General features: G+C 66.8%; 19 protein-coding genes. 13 read left to right on the top strand and 6 right to left on the bottom strand.

Going from position 1 to position 23,986, the window contains the following annotated elements; all coding sequences use genetic code 11:
* The first annotated feature begins 49 nt into the window (after positions 1–49).
* The 3 genes from A6F68_RS01840 to A6F68_RS01830 all read left to right on the top strand — a co-directional run bounded on the left by A6F68_RS01840 (position 50) and on the right by A6F68_RS01830 (position 3,693).
* Positions 50–700: a hypothetical protein gene (locus A6F68_RS01840; protein ID WP_067675525.1), complete on the top strand. Its 651-nt coding sequence runs from the start codon at positions 50–52 to the stop codon at positions 698–700.
* A gap of 240 nt (positions 701–940) precedes the next feature.
* Positions 941–2,944: a threonine--tRNA ligase gene (gene thrS / locus A6F68_RS01835; protein ID WP_067675522.1), complete on the top strand. Its 2,004-nt coding sequence runs from the start codon at positions 941–943 to the stop codon at positions 2,942–2,944.
* Positions 2,941–3,693: a sulfite exporter TauE/SafE family protein gene (locus A6F68_RS01830; protein ID WP_232308179.1), complete on the top strand. Its 753-nt coding sequence runs from the start codon at positions 2,941–2,943 to the stop codon at positions 3,691–3,693. Before thrS ends, A6F68_RS01830 begins: the two co-directional genes overlap by 4 nt.
* Here A6F68_RS01830 and A6F68_RS01825 read toward each other — a convergent pair.
* From A6F68_RS01825 to A6F68_RS01815, 3 genes are all read right to left on the bottom strand, one after another.
* Positions 3,690–4,430, bottom strand: a complete 741-nt coding sequence (locus A6F68_RS01825; protein ID WP_067675520.1) for a DUF1223 domain-containing protein — start codon at positions 4,428–4,430, stop codon at positions 3,690–3,692. The two genes, A6F68_RS01830 and A6F68_RS01825, sit on opposite strands and share 4 nt — an antisense overlap.
* Positions 4,431–4,625: 195 nt before the next feature.
* Positions 4,626–5,603, bottom strand: coding sequence for an agmatine deiminase family protein (locus A6F68_RS01820; RefSeq protein ID WP_084001509.1), 978 nt, complete (start codon positions 5,601–5,603; stop codon positions 4,626–4,628).
* 10 nt (positions 5,604–5,613) lie between these two features.
* Positions 5,614–7,314, bottom strand: a complete 1,701-nt coding sequence (locus A6F68_RS01815) for a M28 family metallopeptidase (protein WP_067675514.1) — start codon at positions 7,312–7,314, stop codon at positions 5,614–5,616.
* Between the two features lie 16 nt (positions 7,315–7,330).
* On the opposite strand from A6F68_RS01815, the gene glnE reads away from it, so the two are divergent.
* The 6 genes from glnE (at position 7,331) to A6F68_RS15130 (ending at position 17,566) form a co-directional block, all read left to right on the top strand.
* Positions 7,331–10,129 carry a bifunctional [glutamate--ammonia ligase]-adenylyl-L-tyrosine phosphorylase/[glutamate--ammonia-ligase] adenylyltransferase gene (gene glnE, locus A6F68_RS01810; RefSeq protein WP_257784457.1) on the top strand — a complete coding sequence of 933 codons (2,799 nt, stop codon included), beginning with the start codon at positions 7,331–7,333 and terminating at the stop codon, positions 10,127–10,129.
* Positions 10,126–10,596 carry a peroxiredoxin gene (locus A6F68_RS01805; RefSeq protein ID WP_067675511.1) on the top strand — a complete coding sequence of 157 codons (471 nt, stop codon included), beginning with the start codon at positions 10,126–10,128 and terminating at the stop codon, positions 10,594–10,596. Before glnE ends, A6F68_RS01805 begins: the two co-directional genes overlap by 4 nt.
* Positions 10,593–11,396: a ferritin-like domain-containing protein gene (locus tag A6F68_RS01800; protein ID WP_067675508.1), complete on the top strand. Its 804-nt coding sequence runs from the start codon at positions 10,593–10,595 to the stop codon at positions 11,394–11,396. Before A6F68_RS01805 ends, A6F68_RS01800 begins: the two co-directional genes overlap by 4 nt.
* A gap of 146 nt (positions 11,397–11,542) precedes the next feature.
* Complete coding sequence (locus tag A6F68_RS01795; RefSeq protein WP_418368997.1) at positions 11,543–12,229, top strand: M23 family metallopeptidase; 687 nt, start codon at positions 11,543–11,545, stop codon at positions 12,227–12,229.
* A 178-nt stretch (positions 12,230–12,407) separates the two neighbouring features.
* The gene (locus A6F68_RS01790) at positions 12,408–13,958 is read left to right on the top strand and encodes an acyl-CoA synthetase (protein WP_067675505.1); all 1,551 of its coding nucleotides are present in this window, start codon (positions 12,408–12,410) and stop codon (positions 13,956–13,958) included.
* A 275-nt stretch (positions 13,959–14,233) separates the two neighbouring features.
* On the top strand, positions 14,234–17,566 hold the full coding sequence (locus A6F68_RS15130) for a class I SAM-dependent DNA methyltransferase (protein WP_067675503.1): 3,333 nt from the start codon (positions 14,234–14,236) through the stop codon (positions 17,564–17,566).
* Positions 17,567–17,650: 84 nt separating this feature from the next.
* Here the strand turns inward: A6F68_RS15130 and galU are convergent, their stop codons facing one another.
* The gene (gene galU / locus A6F68_RS01780; protein ID WP_067675500.1) at positions 17,651–18,526 is read right to left on the bottom strand and encodes a UTP--glucose-1-phosphate uridylyltransferase GalU; all 876 of its coding nucleotides are present in this window, start codon (positions 18,524–18,526) and stop codon (positions 17,651–17,653) included.
* Positions 18,527–18,743: 217 nt separating this feature from the next.
* On the opposite strand from galU, the gene murA reads away from it, so the two are divergent.
* The 3 genes from murA (at position 18,744) to chrA (ending at position 21,727) form a co-directional block, all read left to right on the top strand.
* The gene (gene murA / locus A6F68_RS01775) at positions 18,744–20,027 is read left to right on the top strand and encodes a UDP-N-acetylglucosamine 1-carboxyvinyltransferase (RefSeq protein ID WP_067675498.1); all 1,284 of its coding nucleotides are present in this window, start codon (positions 18,744–18,746) and stop codon (positions 20,025–20,027) included.
* 63 nt (positions 20,028–20,090) lie between these two features.
* On the top strand, positions 20,091–20,318 hold the full coding sequence (locus A6F68_RS01770; RefSeq protein ID WP_067675496.1) for a hypothetical protein: 228 nt from the start codon (positions 20,091–20,093) through the stop codon (positions 20,316–20,318).
* 149 nt (positions 20,319–20,467) lie between these two features.
* Complete coding sequence (gene chrA, locus A6F68_RS01765) at positions 20,468–21,727, top strand: chromate efflux transporter (protein WP_232308178.1); 1,260 nt, start codon at positions 20,468–20,470, stop codon at positions 21,725–21,727.
* Here chrA and A6F68_RS01760 read toward each other — a convergent pair.
* Positions 21,689–21,943, bottom strand: coding sequence for a ribbon-helix-helix domain-containing protein (locus A6F68_RS01760; protein ID WP_157096613.1), 255 nt, complete (start codon positions 21,941–21,943; stop codon positions 21,689–21,691). The two genes, chrA and A6F68_RS01760, sit on opposite strands and share 39 nt — an antisense overlap.
* A gap of 297 nt (positions 21,944–22,240) precedes the next feature.
* Here A6F68_RS01760 and A6F68_RS01755 point away from each other — a divergent pair, with 297 nt between their 5' ends.
* Complete coding sequence (locus A6F68_RS01755; protein WP_067675490.1) at positions 22,241–23,116, top strand: OmpA family protein; 876 nt, start codon at positions 22,241–22,243, stop codon at positions 23,114–23,116.
* A gap of 91 nt (positions 23,117–23,207) precedes the next feature.
* On the opposite strand, the gene phbB is transcribed toward A6F68_RS01755, so the two are convergent.
* On the bottom strand, positions 23,208–23,930 hold the full coding sequence (gene phbB, locus A6F68_RS01750) for an acetoacetyl-CoA reductase (protein WP_067675487.1): 723 nt from the start codon (positions 23,928–23,930) through the stop codon (positions 23,208–23,210).
* Positions 23,931–23,986 lie beyond the last annotated feature (56 nt).

Below are 23,986 nucleotides of genomic sequence, written 5' to 3'. Positions count from 1 at the left end.
TGTTAAGAGATACAAATTAGGTATCCCTCCGCAATCCGGGGGGACGCAAATGCGCGAGATCGTTATTGGACTGGCCGCACTGACGGGCCTGGGGACTGCCGGCTACATGACCGGCAGTTTTGGTAGTGGAGAATACTACGAGATATCGCCCGCGCAGGTCTCGTCAGATCTGGCCGGAATGCAAATCCCGGCCGAGTTCAGCGAGAAATCCGCCGGGGTTCGTATCGAGGCGATTTCCGCGGACAACGAGCAGGTGCACTGGGAACTGTCGATGGATGGCGGTCCCGTGGCCGATGTCTATGCGCATCTGGATCCTTCGGGCAGCGGCACCAGGGTGAGCATCGATTTTGCCATGCGGGACGGTGAAGGAACCGAGCGCCTCGACCGCATGCTGCCGATGGGAAGCGAATTCTTCGCCGACATGGCGGAACTGGCGCTGACCGAGCAGATCGATGCGACGCTCGACCGTCGTCCGTTCGACAAGGACAAGTTCGCCGGTGCGCTCGTCGGTTACGCCGCCGCCAATCCGGGCAAGATCGTCAAGTTCCAGCAGAACGTCCAGGACCAGGCGCTGTCGAATATGCAGGAGTTCGAAGGGTCTTCCGATGCCGACTCCGGCTTCGATGAAAGCGCCGACTACGCCGCGAGCTCCGAGAGCACCGATTCCGGCGGCGATGGTGGCGACGACTGGGGCAACTGAAGCCCCGGGTTGGCAATCCGGCCAACATCGATTACGTCCGCCGCATGCACAGCGGTCGATCCCTGACGACTACGACTACCACCCCGGTCACCCGGGGGCGGTCGGTCGCGCTTTAGCGAACCAGCCGCCGCCCGGTTGCGGGCGGGCCGGCGTCTTCCCCTGCAGCCGTTTTCACCGAACTGACGCTTCCGGCGCGCGGCCCTTTCTGCCATGGGCGCGCCAAAGGACGGTACGAGGACGATGAGCGAGCTTTTGAAGATCAGCCTGCCCGACGGATCGGTGCGCGAAGTGCCCGCGGGCAGCACTCCGGCGGACATCGCCGCGGCGATCGGTCCGGGCCTCGCCAAGGCGGCGCTGGCAGCGCGCGTCGATGGGGAGCTGCGCGACCTCAACCGGGCATTCGAGGGCGACGCCGAGCTGGCGCTCGTCACCAGCCGCGACGAGGCCGACGCGCTCGAACTGGCGCGCCACGACTATGCCCACGTTCTCGCCGAGGCGGTGCAGGCGCTGTGGCCGGGCACGCAGATCACCTTTGGTCCTGCAACCGACGACGGGTTCTACTACGACGTGATGGCGCCCGCCTCGCGCGAGCCGTTCAGCATGGATGACTTGCCCGCGATCGAGGACAAGATGCGCGAGATCATCCGCGCCGACAAGCCGCTCACGCGCGAGGTGTGGAGCCGCCAGCAGCTCATCGACAAGTGGCAGGCCGAAGGCGAGACGTTCAAGGCCGAGTGGGCCGCAGAGCTTCCCGACGGCGAGGAGCTGACCGTCTATCGCAGCGGTGACGACTGGCTCGACATGTGTCGCGGCCCGCACCTGCCCAGCACCGGCAAGCTCGACCCGCAGGCGTTCAAGCTGATGCGTGTTGCCGGCGCCTACTGGCGCGGCGACCAGAAAAATGCGCAGCTCACGCGCATCTATGGCACCGGCTGGCTCAACAAGAAGCAGCTCGACGCGCACCTTCACCGACTGGAGGAAGCCGCGAAGCGCGACCACCGCCGGCTGGGGCGCGAGATGAACCTCTTCCACCTGCAGGAAGAGGCGCACGGCAGCGTGTTCTGGCACCCGCAAGGCTACACCATCTACCGCATGCTCGAGGATTACATCCGCCGCGCAGTGCAGGGTGCCGACTGCCGCGAGGTGAAGACCCCGCAGGTTATGGACGCGCGCCAGTGGGAGAAGTCCGGCCACTGGGGCAAGTACCGCGAGAACATGTTCGTCATCCCGGATGAGGTGCCGAACACCGAGGAAGACGGGCCGGTCATCAGCGGCGAGGCCGACTGGATGGCGCTGAAGCCGATGAACTGCCCCGCGCACGTCCTCATCTTCAAGCAGGGCATCAAGTCCTACCGCGACCTGCCGCTGCGCCTGGTCGAGAACGGTTGCTGCCACCGCAACGAGCCGCACGGCGCGCTCCACGGGCTGATGCGCGTGCGCCAGTTCACGCAGGACGACGGCCACATCTTCTGCCGCGAGGACCAGATCGTCGAGGAAGTCCGCAGCTTCTGCGAGCTGGCCGACAAGGTCTACAAGGACTTCGGCTTCACCTATGCGGTCAAGCTGGCGCTTCGTCCCGAGCAGCGGTTCGGCTCCGACGAGGACTGGGACAAGGCCGAGAGCGAACTGCGCCAGGCGGTCATCGACGCCGGGCTCGCCACGCAAGAATACGGGTGGGAAGAACTGCCGGGCGAAGGTGCGTTCTATGCGCCCAAGCTCGAATGGCACCTGACCGATGCGATCGGCCGCACCTGGCAGGTCGGCACGATCCAGTCCGACCGCGTGCTGCCCGAAAGGCTCGATGCGAGCTACATCGGCGAGGACGGCGAACGTCACCGGCCGGTGATGCTTCACCGGGCCATCTTCGGTTCCTACGAACGCTTCATCGGCATCCTGATCGAGCACTTCGCTGGCAGGTTGCCGACGTGGCTCGCTCCGACACAGGCGGTGGTGGCGACCATCGTGTCGGATGCCGACGATTACGCGCGCGAAGTTGCCGCGAAGCTGGAAGCGGCGGGCATCCGGGTCGAGACCGACCTGCGGAACGAGAAGATCAACTACAAGGTGCGCGAGCACAGCCTCGCCAAGGTTCCGCACCTGCTGGTCGTCGGCAAGCGCGAGGCGGATGAGGGCACCGTCGCGGTCCGCACGCTCGGCGCCGAGCACCAGAAGGTCATGCCGCTCGCCGAGGCGATCACGATGCTGACGCAAGAGGCAACGCCCCCGGACCTCGCGCGGGATTGATCCTCGGCCTGACCGCCGCGGCGATCGCGACCGGGATAGCGGCGGCGCTTGTTGCCGGTATCGTGCGTGGACTGGCCGGTTTCGGGCTCGCGATCCTGCTCGTTCCCGTGTTCGGCCTTGCCGCCACGCCTCAGGAAGCGGTGGTGGCAGCGAATTGGCTCGGCGTCCTGATGGGTTTCGCCGGGCTGCGGCGAGTGGTTCGCGAGGCCGAGCGTTCGGCCATCCCGATCTCGATCCTGGCCGTCGCGGCCACTCCGCTCGGCGTAATCCTGCTCGGGCTGGTGCCTGCGGCCCCCGCTCGGGTGCTGATTGCGTTCATTGCGATCGCCGCTTTCGTCGCAGTCCTGCTGCCGCAACGCCCGATCGATCACCGCCCAACACGGTTCGAGACCGGGGCGACGGGCATCACTTCGGGATTGCTCACGGGATTTGCAGGGATGCCCGGCCCGCCGGTCGTCCCATACTACCTGCGCCGGGCGCTACCTCCGTCGACGGCGCGATCCTCGATGCTCCTGGTATTCTTCGCCACATCGCTTGCCGGTGCATCCAGTGCGCTGGCGCTTGGCGTGGCCGACTGGCGGGCGGCGATCATCGCTCTACTGCTGTGGCCCGTGGCCTTCGTCGGCAACTGGATCGGATTCAAGGCGCATGATCGCGTCGGGCCCAGGACCTGGCGGATCGTGGCCGGTCTGGTGTTGGGTCTGGCGGCAGGCGGCGCCGTGTTGAAACTCGTCCAGGCCGGGGCCTAGAGCGCGCGTCCGGCAAGGACGGGGCCGCCATCAGGCTCGCGCAGGATCACGGCGTGGCGCTTCCCCTTGGCAGCAAGGGTTTCTGCAGGGATGGAAAACCGGGCCGGGCCGCCGGACCAGCTTCCGATGCGCTGCTCGCCTTCGACGACGTTGGTGTAGGTCACGCGCAGCCCGCCGTTCTCGCCCGACCCTATGCCGACCGTGACGCTGGGACGAAGCGTGAGGAGCATGAGCTCGCCGCCCTTGCCGGGACCGGCAATTGAGATCGCACTGCCGCTAACCGATAACGAAGGCCGCTCGCGCAGGCTCTCCTTGGAAACATGCACGCGGACCGCCCCCTCGTTGGAGCCGACGGCTGCGCGTCGCCCGGCGATGACCATCTGCGGCGTATAGACTCCGTTGCGGTCGAACCCGCGGCGGGCGTAGGCGCGCTGCAGGTCCGTGTTGGCCGGACGCGCCAGGGTATCCTTCCACCCCAACCGGTCCCAGTACGTGATTGGGCGCGTAATCATGAGTACGTCGCTTTCGCGCGCAAGGCGCGCGGCGAAGGCGTCCGCCGGCGGACAGGACGAACAACCCTGGCTTGTGAAGAGCTCGACGACGACCGGATTGGACGACGCGTCCCGTGCGGAACGCGCCTGCGATGCGGGTCCGAGCAGCGCGACGACCGCGATTGCGGCGAGGCCCAACGAACCAGTAGCGAGAATGCGGCGGGACGTTTGGAGGAGGTTTGCCATCGCTATCACCAGCTTCGCCTGCGAAAGGCGAAAGGTTACGCGAGCACTTCAGAAAGGCAACGCGCGTCCCGCGAAGATGAGCGCAAGCGGACAGGCGGTCGCGATGACGAAGCGGGCAACCTCGCAGAAGGGAGAATCGCTTTTCGCAATGAGGGCGACGGCTCGGGCCATGGAGCCGAAGCTGCGCCCGAGTCCCTAATTCCCGGTTAATGCCGGCATTTGCTGGCTGGCGCAGTGGAATCCGCCGCCGCCGGCGAGCACCGCATCGCCGGGGAGGCCGATCGTGGCGCGATCGGGAAACAGCTCGGCGATCGCCGCGACGCCGTCGGCATCGTGGGGCGAACCAAAGGTGGGCACGACGACAAGATGCGTCGTGATCGCGAAGTTGGCGTAGCTCGCGGGCTCGATGAAATCGCCGCGCGTGATCAGCCCGGGCGAGGGGATTTCGACCACATCGACGCCGAATGCTTCGGCGCGATCCCTGGCGTCGGCGTAAATTGCCGCGTTCGGGTCGCCAATGCCGGTGGAGCGCGGCAGCGCGAGACGGTTCGGCCCAACGAACCGGGCGAGGTTGTCGACATGACCGTCGGTATGGTCGTTGATCAGGCCTTCGCACAGCCATAGCACACGGTCGAAGCCGAGATCGCGGTCCAGCCGCCCCTCGATCGCGTCGCGCGACAACCCGGGGTTGCGATTGGGGTTGAGCAGGCATTGCTCGGTCGTCGCGACAAGGCCGGTGCCGTCGCCGTCGATCGCCCCGCCTTCGAGGATCCAGTCGCCCTCGACAACCGGCAGGCCCGCATCGCGCGCGATCTCCGCCCCCACGGTCTGGTCGCCCTCCATGAGGTACTTTCCGCCCCAGCCGTTGAACCTGCAGCGCAGGGCGGTGCCGTCGCGGCGCACGAGCGGGCCGGTGTCGCGAAGCCAGATGTCGCCGAATGTCCGGCGTTCGATCCGGACCGAGCCCGAAACGAGCGACTTCGCGCGCGCCTCGTTGGCGGCGTCGCGGACGAGCAGGCGCACCTCCTGCCCGCTTTCGGCAACCGCGTTGGCAAAGGCAGCGATCTGTTCCTGGGCGCGGCCGAGGTATTCGGGCCACTCGTCGGCATCGTGGGGGAAGCCGATCCACAGCCAGTCCTGCGGCGCCCACTCGGGCGGCATCGAAGCGGTCATGGAGTGATCGTCAGCAACCGCCTTCAGCCGCGCAACTCTTATCACGCGCGCCGCGGAATTCGTCGCCATCGTTCCAGGTGGGCCAGCCGCTGCTCATCGCCATGCTGCGCCCAATCCGGTAATAGAGCTGGAGGATCTGCATGGCGCCGCCCCAATCCCAGTTCGGATCGAACTCGTCGCTCGGCTGGTGGTAAATCTCCTCGGTCCATTTCTTCTGGTACGCTTCGCCCGCTGCGCGACCGCCGGCCTCGAAATCGTCCCCGCCCTTGAGATAGAGCATCGGCACCCCGACCTTGGCGAGGTTGAAGTGGTCGGAGCGGTAGTAGAAGCCCTTCTCCGGCGTCGGTTCGAGGTTGAGCGTGAGCTTCTCGGCCGTGACGAACTTGTCGAGGAAGGCGTCGAGCTGACTCTTGGCGCCGCCGATCGCGACGACGTCCTTCGACCGGCCACCCATCGGCATCCCGTCGATGTTGATACCGCCGACCGTCTGGCTCAGCGGGAAGATCGGGTTGGCGGCATAATACTCGCTGCCGAGGAGGCCCGATTCTTCGGCGGTGACCGCGAGGAACACCTGGCTGCGACGTGCGGGGCCCGCCTTGGCGTTGGCTTCGGCCAGTGCGATCAGCGCGGCCGTCCCGGTCGCATTGTCGATCGCGCCGTTGCAGATGTCGTCGCCGCCAGCATCCGCCTTGCACCGACCAATGTGGTCCCAGTGCGCAGTATAGAGGACGTACTCATCCTTGGCTTCGGTCCCTTCGAGCAGCCCGACGACGTTCTGCGATTCGAAGGTGCGGATCGCATTCGAAAACGACGTCGACGTCTTCACGCCGAGCGACACGGGCTTGAAGCCCTTCTTCTTGGCGGCCGCCGACAGCTTGGCGAGATCCTGTCCGCCCGCGGCCAGAATCTTGCCCGCAACAGCCTTCTGCACCCAGCCGTTCATCATCGTCTGACTCGCGCCCTTGTCGGAGCGCTGCGCGTAGACCTGAGGCCCGGTCCACGAGCTTTCGACGACGTTCCAGCCGTAAGCCGCAGGGAAATCGTCATGAACGATGAGCGCCGCGGTCGCACCCTGACGGGCGGCTTCCTCGAACTTGTAGGTCCAGCGCCCGTAGTAAGTCATCCCCCGGCCGTTGAATTCGCCACCGAGTTCCTTTGCCTCGTAGTCGGGATCGTTGACCAGGATGACCGCGGTCTTCCCCTTCATGTCGATGCCCGCGTAGTCGTTCCAGCCCTTCTCAGGCGCGACGATGCCGTAGCCGACGAAGACCAGTTCGCTGTCCGCGATAGTGACCTCGGGTGCTTCGCGATAGGTCGCGCCAACCCAGTCGCTGCCATAGGTGAACGACTGCGTCTTGCCGTCCTTGCCGGTCACCGTGAGGGGCGCGTGGCCGCTGCCTGCTATTTCGACGAGCGGCGCCTTCTGGATCCACGATCCGTTGTTGCCCGGTTTCAGCCCTGCCTTTTCGAACTGCTCGATCAGGTAGGCGACGGTCTTTTCCTCGCCAAGGGTGCCCGGCGCACGGCCTTCGAATTCGTCCGAGGCGAGTTGCTCGACTGCAGCGCGCATCGTCTCTTCCGAGAGCGCTCCCGCGGCAACGTCCGGCACCTCAAGCGCGTCCGAAGTACCCGCTCCATCGGTTGTGGCCGACATCGAACAGGCGGCCAACGAAAACGCCGCGGCGGCGGCAAGCAAGGTGCGAACGGTCATCGGGAATCCTCTCTGCGTGGCGCGCTTCTCGCAAAGCAAGCGCGTACGCGCAAGGGCGCGCGCTTGCGCCGAGAATGCGATGCAGGCACTGCCGCAGACGATGGCAGCAGACTGGACATCGGCACTGGCGAGGGCACGCGCGAACGCGCCTTTCCTTGCGCACGCGCTGGAGCGCCAGCCGGATGTCGCCGCCTTGCTCGCCGATGGGCAGGGCGAGGAAGCAATCGCTTGGGCCAGGGACCTCGGCCGGTCCGGCTTTCCGGCGCCCGTGGCGTTGCGTCGCGAGAAGCTGGCACTCGCCACCGCACTGGCGATCGGCGATCTCGCCGGAGAATTTCCGCTGGCGAGGGTCGTGGCGGAGCTTTCCGACTTTGCCGACCGTGCGCTCGACACCGCGTTCGCGTCGGTGATGCACGCGCGTGTACCCGAAGCCGAGCCGGCGGGCATGATCGTACTTGCCCTCGGCAAGCACGGCGCATGCGAGCTCAACTACAGCTCGGATATCGACCCGATCCTGTTGTACGATCCCGCGTTGCTCTCCCGGCGTGAGCGGGACGAACCGGCCGAAGCCGCACAGCGTTATGCGCGGGAGGCCGTCCGCATGCTGAGCGAGGTCACTCCGGAAGGATATGTCTTCCGCGTCGACCTTCGCCTGCGTCCGGCCAGCGAGGTCAGCCCGCCCGCCATCCCGATTGGCGCGGCGCTCACTCATTACGAAAGCTCGGCTCTGGCGTGGGAAAGGGCGGCCTTCATCAAGGCGCGGGCCGCCGCCGGCGATGTGCCCGCGGGCGAGCGCTTCCTTGCCGCGATTCGCCCGTTTGTGTGGCGCCGGAGCCTTGATTTCGGCGCCATCGGCGACATCCGGCGCTTGTCGGTGCGCATCCGGGCGAGCCATGCTGGGCCGCGCGAGCCGGGACCCGGCTACAACGTCAAACTGGGCCGCGGCGGCATCCGCGAGGTCGAGTTCTTCGCCCAGACCCACCAGCTCATCCACGGGGGGCGCGACCCATCGCTGCGGGTCCGCGGCACGCGCGCCGCGCTCGATGCTCTCGCCGCGGCCGGGATCGTCGGTGCCGACGATGCGCGGGTGCTGGGCGAGGCGTACGACCGACTGCGCACAATCGAGCATCGCCTGCAGATGGTCGGCGACCAGCAGACCCACTCGCTTCCCGATGGAGCCTCGCTCGACGCGATGGCGAGGCTGGACGGGTTGGCTGACGGCGCCGCGCTCGTTCGCGAGCTCGGTGCGGTGACGGCAGCGGTCGCAGCACGCTACGACGCGCTCATCGCCGAGGACGAGAGTGCTCCGGGTGTAGTGGTTTCCGGTGGCGACGGGCTTGCCCGAAGGCTCGGGGAACTGGGGTTTTCCGATCCCGACCGGCTTGCGGAGCGGATTGCCGGATGGAGCGACGGACGCATCCGCGCGCTGCGTTCCGAGCCCGCGCGCGCGGCGCTGGACGCGCTGCTCCCTGCCCTCCTCGAGCGCTTCGCGGCCGCGCCTGACCCCGATCAGGCCCTGAACCGGTGGGAGCGCGTCCTCGGCGCCGCCCCGAGCGCGCTCAACCTGTTCAACCTGCTGCTGCAGCGCCCCGCATTGCTCGACCAGCTGGCGCGCATTCTGGTTCTCGCCCCGACGCTGGCCGACGAGCTGGGGCGTCGCCCGGAACTGCTCGACATCCTGATCGGCCAGCAGGCGCTCGACTTGCCGGGAGATGTGACCGAGATCGCCGCGATGATGTTCGCCGGCGAGGAGGGCGACGACTACGAACGCCAGCTCGATCGGATCAGGCGCGTAACCGGCGAGCTCCGCTTCGCGCTGGGTCTCCAGACCGTGGCAGCGGTCCACGATCCGCTCGATATCGGCAAGGCCCTGTCCCGAACTGCGGAAGCCGCGCTGGCGGTCGCGCAGGACGCGGCGGTGGCGGAGTTCGAGCGGGCGCACGGAAAGGTGCCGGGGAGCGAGCTGGTGGTGCTCGGTCTCGGCCGTCTGGGCGGCGGGACGCTCACTCACGCTTCGGACCTTGACGTCGTCTACCTGTTCGGCGGCGACTACGAGGGTGAATCCGACGGCCGTCGGCCCTTGGGCGTGACGCACTACTTCAATCGCCTGGCGCAGCGGGTCACGGCGGCGCTCAGCGTTCCGACCGCGGAGGGCGCGCTGTACGAAGTCGACACCCGCCTCAGGCCGCAAGGTGCGCAGGGTCCGCTTGCGGTCAGCTTCGGCAGCTTCGCCCGCTACCAGCGGGAAGAGGCGTGGACGTGGGAACACATGGCGCTCGCGCGGGCCCGTCCGCTTACCGGCACCCCGGCGGCGCGCGACGAACTGCGCGCGATCATCGCCGGAGAGCTCGAGCGGCCGCGCGACCCCGACACATTGCGGGGTGACGTCCTGCGGATGCGTGCGGAAATGGCGGCGCACAAGCCGCCGCAAGGCCCGCTCGACGCAAAGCTGCTGCGCGGCGGGCTGGTCGATCTCGAGTTCCTGGTCCACTATCTCCAGCTTCGCGAGCGGACGGCGTTCGATCCCGATCTCGGCAGGGCAGTAGACATGCTGGTCGAGGCGGGGCTTGCCAGACCAGGCGTGCGCGACTCGTTGGCACTCATGACGCGCATGCTCATCGCCGGCCGCCTGCTTGCGCCGGACCTGTCCCAACCAACGCAAGCCGCAGCGGCAGCGCTGGCCGAAGCTTGCGGCGCGCCGGCTCTCGACGCCCTCTTGCGGATGTTCGCTGACGCACGGCAGGAGGTCGCGGCCGCCTGGGCCGATTCGCTGGGCGAGGCGCTGGCCGAATCCGATCTGGGAGAAATTGAATGAGCCGACCGTCCGTGGGCGACCCGATGCCCGACATCGCTATGGAAACGCCCGACGGGGGTTCTATCCGTCCGTCCGACTTCAGGGGAAACCCTGCGGTCATCTGGTTTTACCCTAAGGACAACACGCCGGGGTGCACAGTGGAGGCGAAGGACTTTACGTCTCTCTCCGATGACTTCGCAAAGGCCGGAGTCGCCCTTCTCGGAGTCAGCAAGGATTCGCCCGAGAAGCATCGCAAATTCATCGAGAAGCAGGCGCTTGCGGTCCCGCTCGCGACTGACGCTGCGGAGGGCGGCCTCAGCGATGCGCTTGGGATCTGGACCGAGAAGCAGCTCTACGGAAAGAAGTTCATGGGCATGGTGCGAACGACCTACCTGCTCGATGCGCAAGGTCGCATCGCCCGGTTGTGGGACAAGGTAAAGGTCAAGGGCCACGCCGAAGAGGTGCTTGCAGCATCCAAGTCCCTGTGACCCGCGAAAGACCGCCCGTCGGTGACGCCATACGCGCCGCATTGTCGGCAACCGAACCGACCGAAAAGGTCATGGCGGCGCGCAAGGTAGCGCGCGACTGGCGGCTCGGGAGGCTGATCTTCGGCTTCGATCGTGCGATGCCGAATCGTCCCGGTCGGCCTGCCGAACCCGAACTCCTGCCGCCAAACCGCATGCCCAAGCGCGGTCGCGGCGGCTCTTTGCAGGGGCGAATAGCCCTGTGGCATGCCTTGGCACATATCGAATTCGTCGCGATCGACCTCGCGCTCGACATGGCGGGTCGTTTCGGCGCCGAAATGGGGCCCGGTTTCGTCTCGGACTTCCTGGCCGTCGCGGCGGACGAGGCGATGCATTTCGTCCTGCTCGACCGGCATCTGCGCACGTTGGGCAGCCGCTACGGAGCGCTGCCGGCGCACGACGGACTGTGGCAGGCGGCCGCCGATACGTCCCATGACGTCGCGGCACGACTGGCGGTGGTTCCGATGGTACTGGAGGCACGCGGTCTTGACGTCACTCCGGCGACCCTGTCTCGCGTACAAGCACAGGGTGATGCCGTAGGCGCGCGGATCCTCGAACGAATCCTTGACGACGAGATTCGTCACGTTGCCGTGGGCGTCAAATATCTTAACGTTTGCGCCGAACGGATGGGCTGCGACCCCGAAAAGTTATGGATTTCCTTGGTGCGCAGGCATTTTCCCGGGGCACTTAAGCCACCGTTCAACGACTCGGCGCGTTCGACAGCCGGTTTGTCGCTCAGTGCGACGCGCGCACTTGCTTCGTAAATCTTTCGCCGGTTAACCCCCAACTCACGAGACGGCGGGGGGTTCCGATCAGTCTCAGTAAATTGTCGCGAAGGCGGTTTTTCCTCCTTTGTCGTACACGGGTTCGCTGCGGCACCGGGGGGTGTCGTGAGATAAAAAGGACGGGAATCTTGGTCGCAAAGCTTATCCAGCGCCGGATCGTCGCAGTACTCGCAGCAGCGGGTGCATTCTTCTCGATGGGCGCATCGCCTGCCCTCGCCAATTCCAGCTCTGCCGCATCGGCCGATATCGTCGCACCGGTCCGTGATGCGCGCGCCACCGGGGTCAACGCCGGTGACGAGCAGTTCAAGCAGCTTTTCTCGAGCTGGCAATCGCTCGACAATTCCCGCTCGCCGAATCCGGTTGCGCCGACCACCGGCGTTGCCATTCCGTCGCGTGCGCCGCTTGCCATTGGCAGCACTTCGAGCGGATATGGAATGCGCTCGCACCCCGTTCTTGGCGGCATGCGCGCTCACAAGGGTATCGACCTCGCGGCGCCGACCGGCACGCCCGTCTATGCGACCGCCGACGGCACCGTCGGCAAGGCGGAATGGTTCTCGAGCTACGGTTTGTTCGTTTCGATCGACCACGGTGCCGAACTCGAGACCCGCTATGCCCACATGTCGCGCCTCGCGGTTGGTCCGGGCGAGCGCGTCCGCAAGGGTGACGTGATCGGTTACGTCGGTTCGACCGGCCGTTCGACCGGTCCGCACCTTCACTATGAAGTTCGCGTCGCCGGGCAGGCGGTCAATCCGATCCCCTACATGGCCGAAACCGACAAGGCGCCGGCCCGCCTCGCCCTCGCCGGCGAGTAAGCGGAAACAGGATACGGCCCGCCGCACGACAGCGGGCCTCGGACACTCGGGGAGGGTGCCGGAAAAAGGGCGGTGGACCGGTGGGTTCGCCGCCCTTTTCTCTTGCCCGGGCGAGACGAGGCGATAGGTTTCTCGATGAAACGAGGGTGCCTCGACGCGCCCCTTCAGAGAGGCGACCATGCATCCCATCGAACACGCCCGCACCCGGCCAGACCATCCAGCCGTGATCATGGCGGGAAGCGGAGAACGGATGACCTATGGCGAGATGGATCACGAAGCGAACCGCTTCGCCCAGCTCCTGCGCGCGCGTGGCCTGGAGGCAGGCGACGCCTTCGCCGTCCTGCTCGAGAACCGGCTCGAATACTACACTGTCTATTGGGGCTCGCAGCGCGCCGGGACCGTGCTCGTGCCGATTTCGACGCGGCTGACTGCGCCGGAAATCGCCTACATCCTGACCGACAGCGATGCGAAGCTTCTGATCACATCGACGAAGTACGGTGGAATTCTCGGCGGTATCCGCGAGCGATGCCCCGATCTTTCCGTGCTGGTGCTCGACGGCGAAGGTGACGAAGCCTTCGGCCCCGCACTGGCCGCCCAGCCTGCGGAGCCGATCGCCGACCAGAGCGCCGGTCTCGGCATGCTCTACAGTTCGGGCACCACCGGACGGCCGAAGGGCGTCCGCCCGCGCGCGCCCGAAGATCCTTCGCCGACGGCGCCGGTTGCGCTCATGGGTCTTGCAATCATGGGCGCCGGGATGCCCGCGGACGGGTCGATGGTCTATCTCTCGCCCGCCCCGCTCTATCACGCCGCCCCGCTCGGCTGGAGTACCGCAGCCCAGAGGCTCGGCGGCACGGTCGTGATGATGGAGAAGTTCGATCCCGAGGGCGCGCTCGCAGCGATCGAGAAGTACCGCGTGACCGACAGCCAGTGGGTGCCCACGCATTTCGTGCGGATGCTCAAGCTCGATGACGAGGTCCGCGGCCGTTACGATCTCTCCAGCCACCAGCGCGCGCTCCATGCCGCCGCGCCGTGCCCGGTCCCGATCAAGCAGGCGATGATCGACTGGTGGGGCCCGATCGTGAACGAATACTACGCAGGGTCGGAAGGCATCGGCATGACGCTGGTGCGGTCGGCCGAGTGGCTGGAACGGCCCGGCACCGTGGGCAAGGCGATCTTCGGGACGATCCACGTGTGCGGGCCCGACGGCGAGGAACTGCCGGCAGGGCAGGACGGACTCATTTATTTCGAGAACGCGGTCCTGCCGACCTACCACAACGACCCGGAAAAGACCGCCGAGGCGATGCATCCGCGGGGCTGGATGACCATCGGCGACATCGGCCACGTCGATCCCGAAGGATATCTCTTCCTGACCGACCGCAAGAGCCACATGATCATCTCGGGCGGGGTCAACATCTACCCGCAGGAGGTGGAGAACCTCCTCGTCAGCCACGAGAAGGTGATGGATGCGGCGGTGATCGGCGCGCCCGATGCCGACCTTGGCGAGCAGGTCGTCGCCGTGGTCCAGCCGGTCGACATGGCCGATGCCGGCCCGGCGCTCGAGGCGGAACTGCGCGCGTATCTCGAGCCGCAGCTCGCGCGCATCAAGATGCCCAAGCTGTTCGATTTCCGCCCCGAGCTGCCGCGCGAAGCCAACGGCAAGCTCTACAAGCGCGAGCTGCGCGACGAGTTCGCGGCCAAGGCGCGGGACGAGGCGGCCGCCAGCGCCTGACGCGCGCACGACCCGAACGATGTCACGCGTGTCACGGTGTCCAGGGCGGAACCGGATTGCCCCGCAACATTGCAAACATCGCCCACGTGGCACGCCGCCGCCGAAAGGCGACACGAAAGCGACACCTGAACCGGCTGGCCGAACCGGGCAGCCCGGTGCGCGGGGGATCGACGGTATGAAAGAGCCGACGCGAGGCTAGCGCGCCGAGACCCTTGTAGGAAAATGGTTTCTTGCGAGGCGATTGCGGGGCGGTAGAAGGGCCGCGAGGGGGACGCATGACCGTCGACGAACTGCTCGAAAAATGGCTCGGCAAGGAAGGCGGGGCCGAGCGCGCCAATTACCAGATGTTCCTGACCGAGCTGACCATCGCGCTCGGGCTGCCGACCCCGCACGCGAAGGGCATGGGGCTGGGGGATTACGAATTCGAAGCGCCCGTGAAGTCCGAAGCGATCTACGGAGGCAAGGGCACCAAGCGGATCGACCTCTACAAGCGCGATCACTTCATCCTCGAAGCCAAGCAGAGCCAGCTGCAAGAAGGCGAAACCGCGCCGGACGATCCCGCGGAAGAGCCGCAGACCGAAACCGAATTCGACCTGTTCGGCGCACCGGTCCGCACTGTCCGGAAGGCGGGCAAGCCGCGCCGCCGTTACGACCGGCTGATGGAAGACGCGCGGTTGCAGGCCCAACGCTATGCGCTCGCGCTGCCCGACGATCACGATACCCCGCCATTCCTCATCGTCGCCGACATCGGTCGCGCGTTCGAACTCTATTTCGACTGGGCCGGCAACGGACGCGGTTATCGCCCCTTCCCCGACGAGCGCGGCTACCGCATTGCGCTGGCGGACTTGGCGTCCGACGCTCCGATCGACGGCATCGAAAAGACTGCGGCCGACACGTTGCGGGCGATCTGGACCGATCCCGCCAGCATCGACCCGCGCACGCGCTCGGCCCGCGTCACCCGCGACATCGCCGAACTGCTCAGCCGGGTCGCCAAGACGCTGGAGGAGGACCAGCGACGGGGCCGCGCCGACGACGAGGTGACCGCGCTCGGCATCGAGGCGACCAGCCTGTTCCTGATGCGCACGCTGTTCTGCATGTTCGCCGAAGACGTCGAATTGCTGGAAAAGGACAGCTTCAAGCGCTTCCTCAGCGATGCGGAGGGGCGCTCCGACCAGTTCTGGCGAACGGGGCTGGAAAACCTGTGGCACCGGATGAACGATCCGGAACCGCACGGTCGCTACTGGTCGCAGGGCGACACGATCGTCCGCTACTTCAACGGCAACCTGTTCTCCGGCGCGAAGGTTTACGACCTCGCGCCCGAGGCGAAGAATATCCTGCGCATCGCCGCCGACCAGGACTGGCGCGCGGTCGAACCGGCGATCTTCGGCACGTTGCTCGAACAGGTACTGACCCCGTCCGAACGCGCCAAGCTCGGCGCGCACTATACCCCGCGGCCCTATGTCCAGCGGCTGGTGCAGGCGACGATGATGGACGTGCTGGAACCGGAGTGGGAAGCGGCGCTGGCCGAGGCGCGCGACGCCGCCGACAAGGGCGACGAAACCCGCGCGATCGAGATCGCCTGCGCTTTCCACGCGCGGCTGGTCGCGCTGGAGGTGCTCGATCCGGCGTGCGGCACCGGCAACTTCCTCTACGTCGCGATGGAGAACCTGCTGCGGCTGGAATCCGAAGTGCGCCAGTTCGTGATCGGGCTGGGCGGCACGCTCGAACCGGCGGTCCATCCCAACCAGTTCCTCGGGCTCGAACTCAACCCACGTGCGGCGGTGATCGCGGAGCTGGTGCTGTGGATCGGCTGGCTGCGCTTCCGCCTCGCCAACACGCCCGAAGCGATCGGCGAACCGGTGCTGCCGCCGCTTTCCAACATCAATCGCGGCACCCACGGCGGCTACGACGCGGTGCTCGCGTTACTGCCAACCGGCGCGCCGGACACCGAGAACCCGCGCCGTCCCGAATGGCCGGAGGCGGATTTCATCGTCGGCAACCCGCCCTTCATCGGGGGCAAGGACATCCGCGACCGGCTCGGCAGCGCCTATGCCGAGGCGTTGTGGAAGGCGAACCCGCGCGTGCCCAAAAGCGCCGATTTCGTCATGCAGTGGTGGGACCGCGCGGCGGATATTCTCACCCGCGAAGGCACGCGGCTGCGGCGGTTCGGGTTCGTAACTACCAACAGCATCACCCAGGTGTTCAGCCGCCGGGTGATCGAACACTGGCTGGCGGAAGAAGAAAGCGGGACCCCGGATCAAGTCCGGGGTGACGGTGAGAAAGAAACCCAACCATCTTCGTCACCCCGGCCCCCGAGCCGGGGTCCCGCTTCCTCTCCCGGCAAACTCCACCTCACGCTCGCCATTCCCGATCACCCGTGGACCCGCGTGGGCGAAGGCGCGGCGGCGGTGCGGATCGCGATGACCGTGGCCGAAGCAGGACCGGGCGAAGGGCGGCTCGTCGAGATCACCGGCGAACGCGGGCTCGACACCGACAAGCCCGAACTCGGCGAGCGCGACGAGCGCGGGCGGATCAATGCCGACCTGTCGGTGGGCACCGACGTGACGCAGATCGTGCCACTCAAGGCTAATCATGGACTGTGTGGGCGCGGGGTTCAGCTCATGGGCGCGGGCTTCATCGTCACCCCGGCGAAAGCGCGCGAGCTGGGACTCGGGCGGCGGCCGGGGCTCGAAGCCCACATCCGCGACTACCGCAACGGCCGCGACCTCCTCCAGCGCCCGCGCGGGGTGATGGTGATCGACCTGTTCGGTCTGACCGAGCAGGAGGTGATGGACCGGTTTCCCGAGGTGTATCAGCACGTGCTCAAAGAAGTGCGAGACACTCTTGATGAAGATGGGAAACCAAACGGGCGAGCAGTGAACAATCGGCAAAGCTACCGTGATCTTTGGTGGATATTCGGAGAACCACGCCGCGATTTGCGACCCGCCTTGACAGGTCTGCCGCTCGTCATCGGCACCTCTGAGACCTCGAAACACCGAGTTTTCCATGCGCTCCCAGGCGAAATCCTGCCGGACAACATGATTGTGGTTCTCGGGTCGAGTGAATGGAGCGACTTCGGTGTCCTCTCTTCATCAATCCATGACGAGTGGGCACTGGAGCAAGGCGCAACTTTGGAGGATCGACCGCGGTATACCAAGGGGAGCGTCTTCGACCCCTTTCCCTTCCCGGACCGCTCCGAGGCGGTGGCAGCGATCGCCGAGCGGCTTGACGCGGCGCGCAAGGCGGCGCTGGCGGAGAACCCCAGGCTCACCATGACCGGGCTCTACAACTTCGTCGCGCCGATCCGCGAGGGGAACCTGCCACCAAGCCAAGAGGCCGCCGCGACCGCCGCGCGCGCCTATATCGTCGCCAAGCTGCACGACGATCTCGACCAGGCGGTGGCCGATGCCTATGGCTGGGGCGAGGAATGGCGCCGCGCGCCTCTGCCCCCCCGCCGAGATCGTCCGGCGGCTGGTGGCGCTCAACGCCGAGCGCGCGGCGGAAGAGGCGCAAGGCCACATCCGCTGGCTGCGCCCCGATTACCAGATCCCGCGCTTCGGAGCGAAGAAGGGATAGCGGTGCTCCGGGTTGGGGTGGGCGGGGGCTAGCATCCTTCTACACCCACGCCCCATCGGCCTTACTCGCCGACAAGGTGTTCGGGTTATGGGCCCGACGATGCTTTGGCTAAACTATCAGGAAAGCAACCGCTCCGCCATCGCCCGCACTTCCGCGCCCATGTCCTCGCGCTCCAGCGCCAGCGCCAGGGTCGCCTCGACGAAGCCCACTTTGCTGCCGCAGTCGAAACGGCGCCCGTCGAAGGTCACCGCGTGGAACGGCTGGTCGCCGATCATCCGTGCCATCGCATCGGTAAGCTGGATCTCGCCGCCTGCGCCGGCCTCCTGCGCCTCGAGCGTGCGCATGACCTGGGGCTGGAGAATGTAGCGGCCCGAGATGATCTTGTTGCTCGGGGCCTCGGCGCGCGGGGGCTTCTCGACCAGCCCGGTCACTTCGGTGAGGGCATCGGAGACCTGCGCTCCGGGCGCGATCACGCCGTAGCTGCTGACTTCCTCCTCGGGCACCTCAAGTACCGAGATGAGGTTGCCGCCGACCTCTTCGTAGGCCGCGACCATCTGCGCCAGGCACCCGGGCGAGCCGTGCATCAGCTCGTCGGGCAGGAGGATCGCGAACGGTTCGTCGCCGATGATGTCGCGCGCGCACCAGATCGCATGACCGAGCCCGAGCGGCTCCTGCTGGCGAACGTAGGCGCAGTTGCCGGGGCCGAGGCGGGTGGGCCCGAGCGCTGTCAGGTCCTTGCCGCGCTCGCCCATCGTCTTCTCCAGCTCGAACGCGATGTCGAAATGGTCCTCGATCGCGCCCTTGCCGCGCCCGGTGACGAAGATCATCTGCTCGATCCCCGCCTCGCGCGCCTCGTCGACCGCGTACTGGATCAGCGGGCGATCGACGATCGGCAGCATCTCCTTGGGGATCGCTTTCGTCGCGGGAAGGAAGCGGGTCCCGAGCCCGGCGACGGGGAACACGGCCTTGCGGATGGGTTTGCGACTGCTCATGGGGCGTGCGAATCGCAGGCCTCGTTGTGCGCGTCAACCGGAACCCAACAGAGCGCTCGCAGAGGCGCAGAGGCGCGGAGCGGTCTCACCCGCGGCGAAGCCGCACTTGTTGTACATTGCCTGTTTGTCGATGGGCCTGCGGCCCGGCGGAACCCCCTCTGCGCCTCTGCGAGCGCCTAAACCTTGTGCCCCCGACAGGTGCCGCTAAAGCGCCACGATGGACAAGATCATCGTCGAGGGCGGCAAGCGCCTATCCGGAACCATCCCGATCTCCGGCGCGAAGAACGCTGCGCTCACGCTTATCCCGTGCGCCCTGCTGACCGACGAGCCGATGACACTCAGAAACTTGCCGCGGCTGGCGGACATCGACGGGTTCCAGCACCTGATGAACCAGTTCGGCGTCACCACTGTGATCCAGGGCAACCGGCCCGAGGATTTCGGCCGGGTGATGACGCTTGAGGCGACGCGGATCACCGGCACGGTCGCGCCGTACGACCTCGTGCGCAAGATGCGTGCCTCGATCCTCGTGCTTGGACCGATGCTCGCGCGGATGGGCGAGGCGACCGTCTCGCTGCCCGGCGGTTGCGCGATCGGCAACCGCCCGATCGATTTGCACCTCAAGGCGCTCGAGGCATTCGGGGCGCGGATCGAGCTCGCGCAGGGCTATGTCCGTGCTCACGCGCCCGACGGCGGGCTTCCCGGGGGCGAGTTCGATTTTCCGGTGGTCTCGGTCGGTGCGACCGAGAATGCCCTGATGGCGGCCGTCCTGGCCAACGGCACCTGCCGCCTGTTCAACGCGGCGCGCGAGCCCGAGATCGTCGACTTGTGCAACCTGCTCGTCGCGATGGGTGCGGAGATCGAAGGCATCGGTTCTTCCGACCTGACGATCCACGGCGTGCGCCGGCTCCATGGCGCCACCTACCGCGTGATGGCCGACCGGATCGAGGCCGGCAGTTATGCCTGCGCAGCGGCGATCACGGGCGGAGAGGTCCTGCTCGAAGGCGCGAAGGCTGACGAGATGCAGGCGACGCTCCATGCCTTGCGCAACATCGGCGTATCGGTCGAAGCGGAGAAGGGGGGCGTGCGCGTCGCCGCCGAGGGCAAGCTCAAGGCGGTCAACCTCACCACCGCGCCGTACCCAGGGCTCGCCACCGACATGCAGGCGCAGCTCATGGCGCTGCTGACGGTCGCCGAGGGGACCAGCGTGCTCACCGAGACGATCTTCGAGAACCGCTACATGCACGTACCCGAACTCAGCCGGATGGGCGCTCATATCGAGACCTCGGGCCGTACTGCCATCGTCCATGGCGTTGCCGGACTGACAGGGGCCGAAGTCATGGCGACGGACCTGCGGGCGTCGATGAGCCTGGTCATCGCCGGTCTGCGGGCTGAAGGCCGGACCGAAGTCCGCCGACTCTATCACCTCGACCGCGGTTACGAGCGGCTGGAGGAGAAGCTTGCGCTGGTCGGCGCACAAGTCGAACGAGTCGGCGACGAGTGAAGTAATTCTGTGGACCCGAACCCTCGTCTGCCGCGTTGGTCAGGCAGAAAGAGAGGTTCGCACATGGCACTGATCAAACTCGCCGCGCTCGGAGCGCTTGGCTACGCCGGCTACAAGTACCTGCAAAAGAACAATGCGGAGCACGCTGCGTTCGCGGGCAACCAGGGCAACGCGAAAATTCGCGATGCCGGACCCGAGGCGATGCGTGACAAACCCGTTCGTTCGTGGGACAAGACCGACCAGGCAAGCGACGAAAGCTTCCCCGCCAGCGATCCCCCGGCGACCTATTAAAGGAGCAACGGGACTGGATCGCTCCTGACGGGGCGAGAGGCGGGCGGTACCTTCGGGCACCGCCCGCTTTTTATTTTGCGCGGACTGGCGCGAGCGCCGATGACGTACAGGTGAATTCCGCGACTCCCAGCTTCCGCGATCTTGCCCGCGTGAGTGCGCGAGTCGGCGTGCTGAGTTTCGGCGGTCCCGCCGGGCAGATCGCGCTGATGCACCGCGAATTCGTCGAGGAGCGGCGCTGGATCGAGGACGGCGCGTTCCTGCGCGCGCTGAACCTGTGCCACCTGCTTCCCGGTCCCGAGGCGCAGCAGCTTGCCACCTGGATCGGATGGCGGCTGCACGGGGTCCGCGGCGGACTGACCGCCGGGCTGCTGTTCGTAATTCCTGGCGCGCTCGTGATGCTGGGGCTCTCGCTGGTTTATGTTTTCGCCGCCGGGCTCGGGTGGTTCGCCGGACTGTTCCTCGGGATCAAGGCGGCGGTCCTCGCCATCGTCGCGCAAGCGCTGGTGCGTGTCGCAGCACGGGCGCTGCGGACGCGGTTGAATCTGGCGCTCGCGGGCGCCGCTTTCCTCGCATTGGCGCTCGCCGGCGCGCCGTTTCCGCTCGTGATCGCCGTCGCAGCGCTGATCGGCGCGATCGTGAGCAGGGCGCGGCCCGACTGGCTTGGCGCGCACGGGCCACCGACAGGTGGCGGAGACGGGCGGAGCGGTCGCAAGCTGGTTCGCGCGACCCTGGCGACGGTCGTCACCTGGGGCGCGATCTGGGTTGCACCGATGCTCCTCGTCGGGGCGACAGTCGGAACCGGCCACGTGCTGTGGGACGTCGGGGTGTTCTTTTCCAAGCTGGCGGTGGTGACGTTCGGCGGCGCCTACGCGGTGCTCGGCTACATGGCGCAGGAAGCGGCGGGCCCGCTCGGCTGGCTGTCTCCGCGCGAGATCGTCGATGGGCTCGGCCTTGCCGAGACGACGCCGGGGCCGCTGATCATGGTGACCCAGTTCGTCGGCTTCCTCGCCGGCTGGCGCGAGGCGGCGCCGCTCACCCCGCTCGGCGGCGCGCTGGCGGCGGCGGCGCTGACGACGTGGGTCACTTTCGCGCCGTGCTTCCTGTGGATCTTCGCCTGCGCCCCGTGGATGGACCGGATCGAGCGCAGCCCCGCGCTGCAGGCCGCGCTGGCGGCGATCACCGCGGCCGTCGTCGGGGTCATCGCCAACCTCGCGTTGTGGTTCGGCTGGCACGTGCTGTTCCCGGCATTCGACACCTCGGTGCCGGGCTGGCAATTCGACTGGCGCGCCGGGTTCATCGCGGCAGTCGCGGCGGCGATGATCTTCGCGTGGAAGCGCGGGATCGTGACGACGCTGGCGGTGTGCGCCGCGCTAGGCCTGGCGCTCGTCCTCGCCTTCCCCGGCGCGTGAGGCGAGCCACAGCCGTATCGCGCCGGCCAGCCCGCAGGGCGTTTCGCTCGCGATGCGTTCCTCGTCGATCCGCGCGACAAGGGCGTTGACGGGCACCTGCTCGCGCGCGGCGGCCTCGCGTAGCATGTCCCAGAACAATGGCTCGAGGCTGATCGAAGTCTTGTGCCCGGCAATCTCGACCGAACGCTTGACCGGGGGGTGATACGGCGCCGTCATGCACCGTCCTTGGCGGTCGACGGACGCCATGTCCATCATAACGCCGGCAACGGTTCGCCGCATCCGGCGCTCCGGCCGCCCCGACGCAGCGGGGCCTTAAGAGTTGCGTTCATTCGATAGACAGGAAACCGGCAACAGGCGCGAGGGACAGGAGAGCGGGCGCGGTTCCGTGTCGTTCTTGCTGCGCATAGCACCGAAGGGGGCGCCAGAATTCGCGAACGCGCATCGCAGGGGAGGCGGGCGCAAGCTGGAACGGACACGATCCGCCCGGTTCGCATCGATCGAAGGAGTACCTTTATGAATGTAGCTTCCAACCGACCGGCGATCCTTGCCGCGTTGGCCGCCCTCGCAGTGGCTGCCCCGGCCAGCGTCGTTGCCCAGCAGGCGACCACCGTCAACGAGGATGGCCTGATCGTTTACGGCAACGCGCCGGAAAGCCTCGAAGGACTGCCCGAGGGGCCGGAGATCGAAGGCTTCATTTCGGCGCGCAAGGGCGACCGGATGCAGGTGACCGGCGAAACCGGCACGAAAACTGCCCTTGCCATCAGCCCAGCGACCACGGTCAAGGGCAGCGGCGGCTTCCTCGGCGGCAGCAAGAAGATGACCACTGCGGACCTGCTCAACGGCCTGCCGGTGTCGGTCAAGACCGTGCAATGGAACGGCGGCCTCGTGGCCAGCGCGGTCAAGTTCAAGAAGGGCGATTTCAAGACCGCCGCGATGATTCAGCGCGGTACCGCACAGGGCTTCGCCGAGCAGACCGCCGCGACCGAGGCGCTCCGCAGCCGCGTGGCGGACATCGACAACTACAACGTCAAGGGCGTCACCAACGTCTATTTCGACACCGGCAAGTACAACCTTTCGGGCCAGTCGCAGGCCGAGCTCTGCGCCGCCGCGAACCAGGCCCAGGGCATGGACAACGCTTTGCTGCTGGTGGTCGGATATACCGACTCGACCGGCGACTACGAGTTCAACCAGGAACTCAGCGAGAAGCGTGCGACGCGGGTGGTGAACTACCTGCAGCAGGCCTGCGGCTGGAAGCCCTACCGCATGCTTACGCCAACCGGCATGGCCGAGGCCGACCCGGCGGCGGACAACACCACCGAGGCCGGCAAGGCGCAAAACCGCCGCGTCGCGGTGAACATTCTCGTCAGCAAGGCCGTCGACGGCATCTGACGCGTGCCGGCACCTTGCCGGACCGAAGTTAGGTTACGGGGGGCGGGCCAGCGGGTCCGCCCCTTTCTTGTCCACCTTTGTCGATCAGGGCTCAATACATGTGCTGACCGCCGTTGAGGCTCATCGTCGAGCCGGTGATGAAGCCTGCGTCATCGCTGGTCAGAAACGTCACGCCTCGCGCGATCTCGTCGGCATGACCGAGGCGGCCGACGGGAATCTTGGCGATGATTTTCTCGAGCACGGGGGCCGGCACGGCGGCGACCATGTCGGTGTCGATATATCCGGGCGCGATCGCGTTCACCGTCACGCCCTTCTTGGCGCCTTCCTGCGCCAAGGCCTTGGTGAAGCCGTGAATGCCGCTCTTGGCGGCGGCGTAATTGACCTGGCCGTACTGGCCCGCCTGACCGTTGATCGAGCCGATGTTGACGATCCGTCCCCAGCCGCGCGCGACCATGCCCGGGAAACAGGCCTTGGCCATGTTGAAGCATCCGCCGAGGTTGATCCGCATGACATCGTGCCAATCGTCGTAGGTCATTCGCGCCAGCGTGCCATCACGGGTGATGCCGGCGTTGTTGACCACGATGTCGACCGGGCCGACTTCCTCCTCGACCTGCCTGCATCCGGCAAGGCACGCTTCGTGGTCGCCCACGTCCCACTTGTAGACCCTGATCCCGCGCGCTTCGGCAAAGGCCTTGGCCTTGGCGTCATTGCCTGCGTAGTTGGCGACGACGGTACGCCCCTGTTCCTTGAGCGCGAGGCTGATCGCCTCGCCGATGCCCCGGGTACCCCCGGTGACGATTGCCACGCGTGTCATGCCAGCTCCTTAGCCTGTCAGTTTCAACCTCTCCGCCGACCGGCCTAGGCGAAGGC

It is taken from the genome of Tsuneonella dongtanensis, assembly GCF_001698205.1.
GTDB lineage: Bacteria > Pseudomonadota > Alphaproteobacteria > Sphingomonadales > Sphingomonadaceae > Tsuneonella > Tsuneonella dongtanensis.
The sequence above is the reverse complement of the archived record's forward strand: the minus strand, read 5'-3'. Positions and strand labels throughout refer to the sequence as shown.

What these genes read in the sequence shown, in the direction of transcription:
- phbB (WP_067675487.1), bottom strand. Translation starts at nt 23,930, where the DNA reads ATGACACGCGTGGCAATCGTCACCGGGGGTACCCGGGGCATCGGCGAG.
- murA (WP_067675498.1), top strand. Translation starts at nt 18,744, where the DNA reads ATGGACAAGATCATCGTCGAGGGCGGCAAGCGCCTATCCGGAACCATC.
- A6F68_RS01790 (WP_067675505.1), top strand. Translation starts at nt 12,408, where the DNA reads ATGCATCCCATCGAACACGCCCGCACCCGGCCAGACCATCCAGCCGTG.
- A6F68_RS01770 (WP_067675496.1), top strand. Translation starts at nt 20,091, where the DNA reads ATGGCACTGATCAAACTCGCCGCGCTCGGAGCGCTTGGCTACGCCGGC.
- A6F68_RS01760 (WP_157096613.1), bottom strand. Translation starts at nt 21,943, where the DNA reads ATGACGGCGCCGTATCACCCCCCGGTCAAGCGTTCGGTCGAGATTGCC.
- A6F68_RS01815 (WP_067675514.1), bottom strand. Translation starts at nt 7,314, where the DNA reads ATGACCGTTCGCACCTTGCTTGCCGCCGCCGCGGCGTTTTCGTTGGCC.
- thrS (WP_067675522.1), top strand. Translation starts at nt 941, where the DNA reads ATGAGCGAGCTTTTGAAGATCAGCCTGCCCGACGGATCGGTGCGCGAA.
- A6F68_RS01820 (WP_084001509.1), bottom strand. Translation starts at nt 5,603, where the DNA reads ATGACCGCTTCGATGCCGCCCGAGTGGGCGCCGCAGGACTGGCTGTGG.
- galU (WP_067675500.1), bottom strand. Translation starts at nt 18,526, where the DNA reads ATGAGCAGTCGCAAACCCATCCGCAAGGCCGTGTTCCCCGTCGCCGGG.
- A6F68_RS01825 (WP_067675520.1), bottom strand. Translation starts at nt 4,430, where the DNA reads ATGGCAAACCTCCTCCAAACGTCCCGCCGCATTCTCGCTACTGGTTCG.
- A6F68_RS01755 (WP_067675490.1), top strand. Translation starts at nt 22,241, where the DNA reads ATGAATGTAGCTTCCAACCGACCGGCGATCCTTGCCGCGTTGGCCGCC.
- A6F68_RS01840 (WP_067675525.1), top strand. Translation starts at nt 50, where the DNA reads ATGCGCGAGATCGTTATTGGACTGGCCGCACTGACGGGCCTGGGGACT.
- A6F68_RS15130 (WP_067675503.1), top strand. Translation starts at nt 14,234, where the DNA reads ATGACCGTCGACGAACTGCTCGAAAAATGGCTCGGCAAGGAAGGCGGG.
- A6F68_RS01805 (WP_067675511.1), top strand. Translation starts at nt 10,126, where the DNA reads ATGAGCCGACCGTCCGTGGGCGACCCGATGCCCGACATCGCTATGGAA.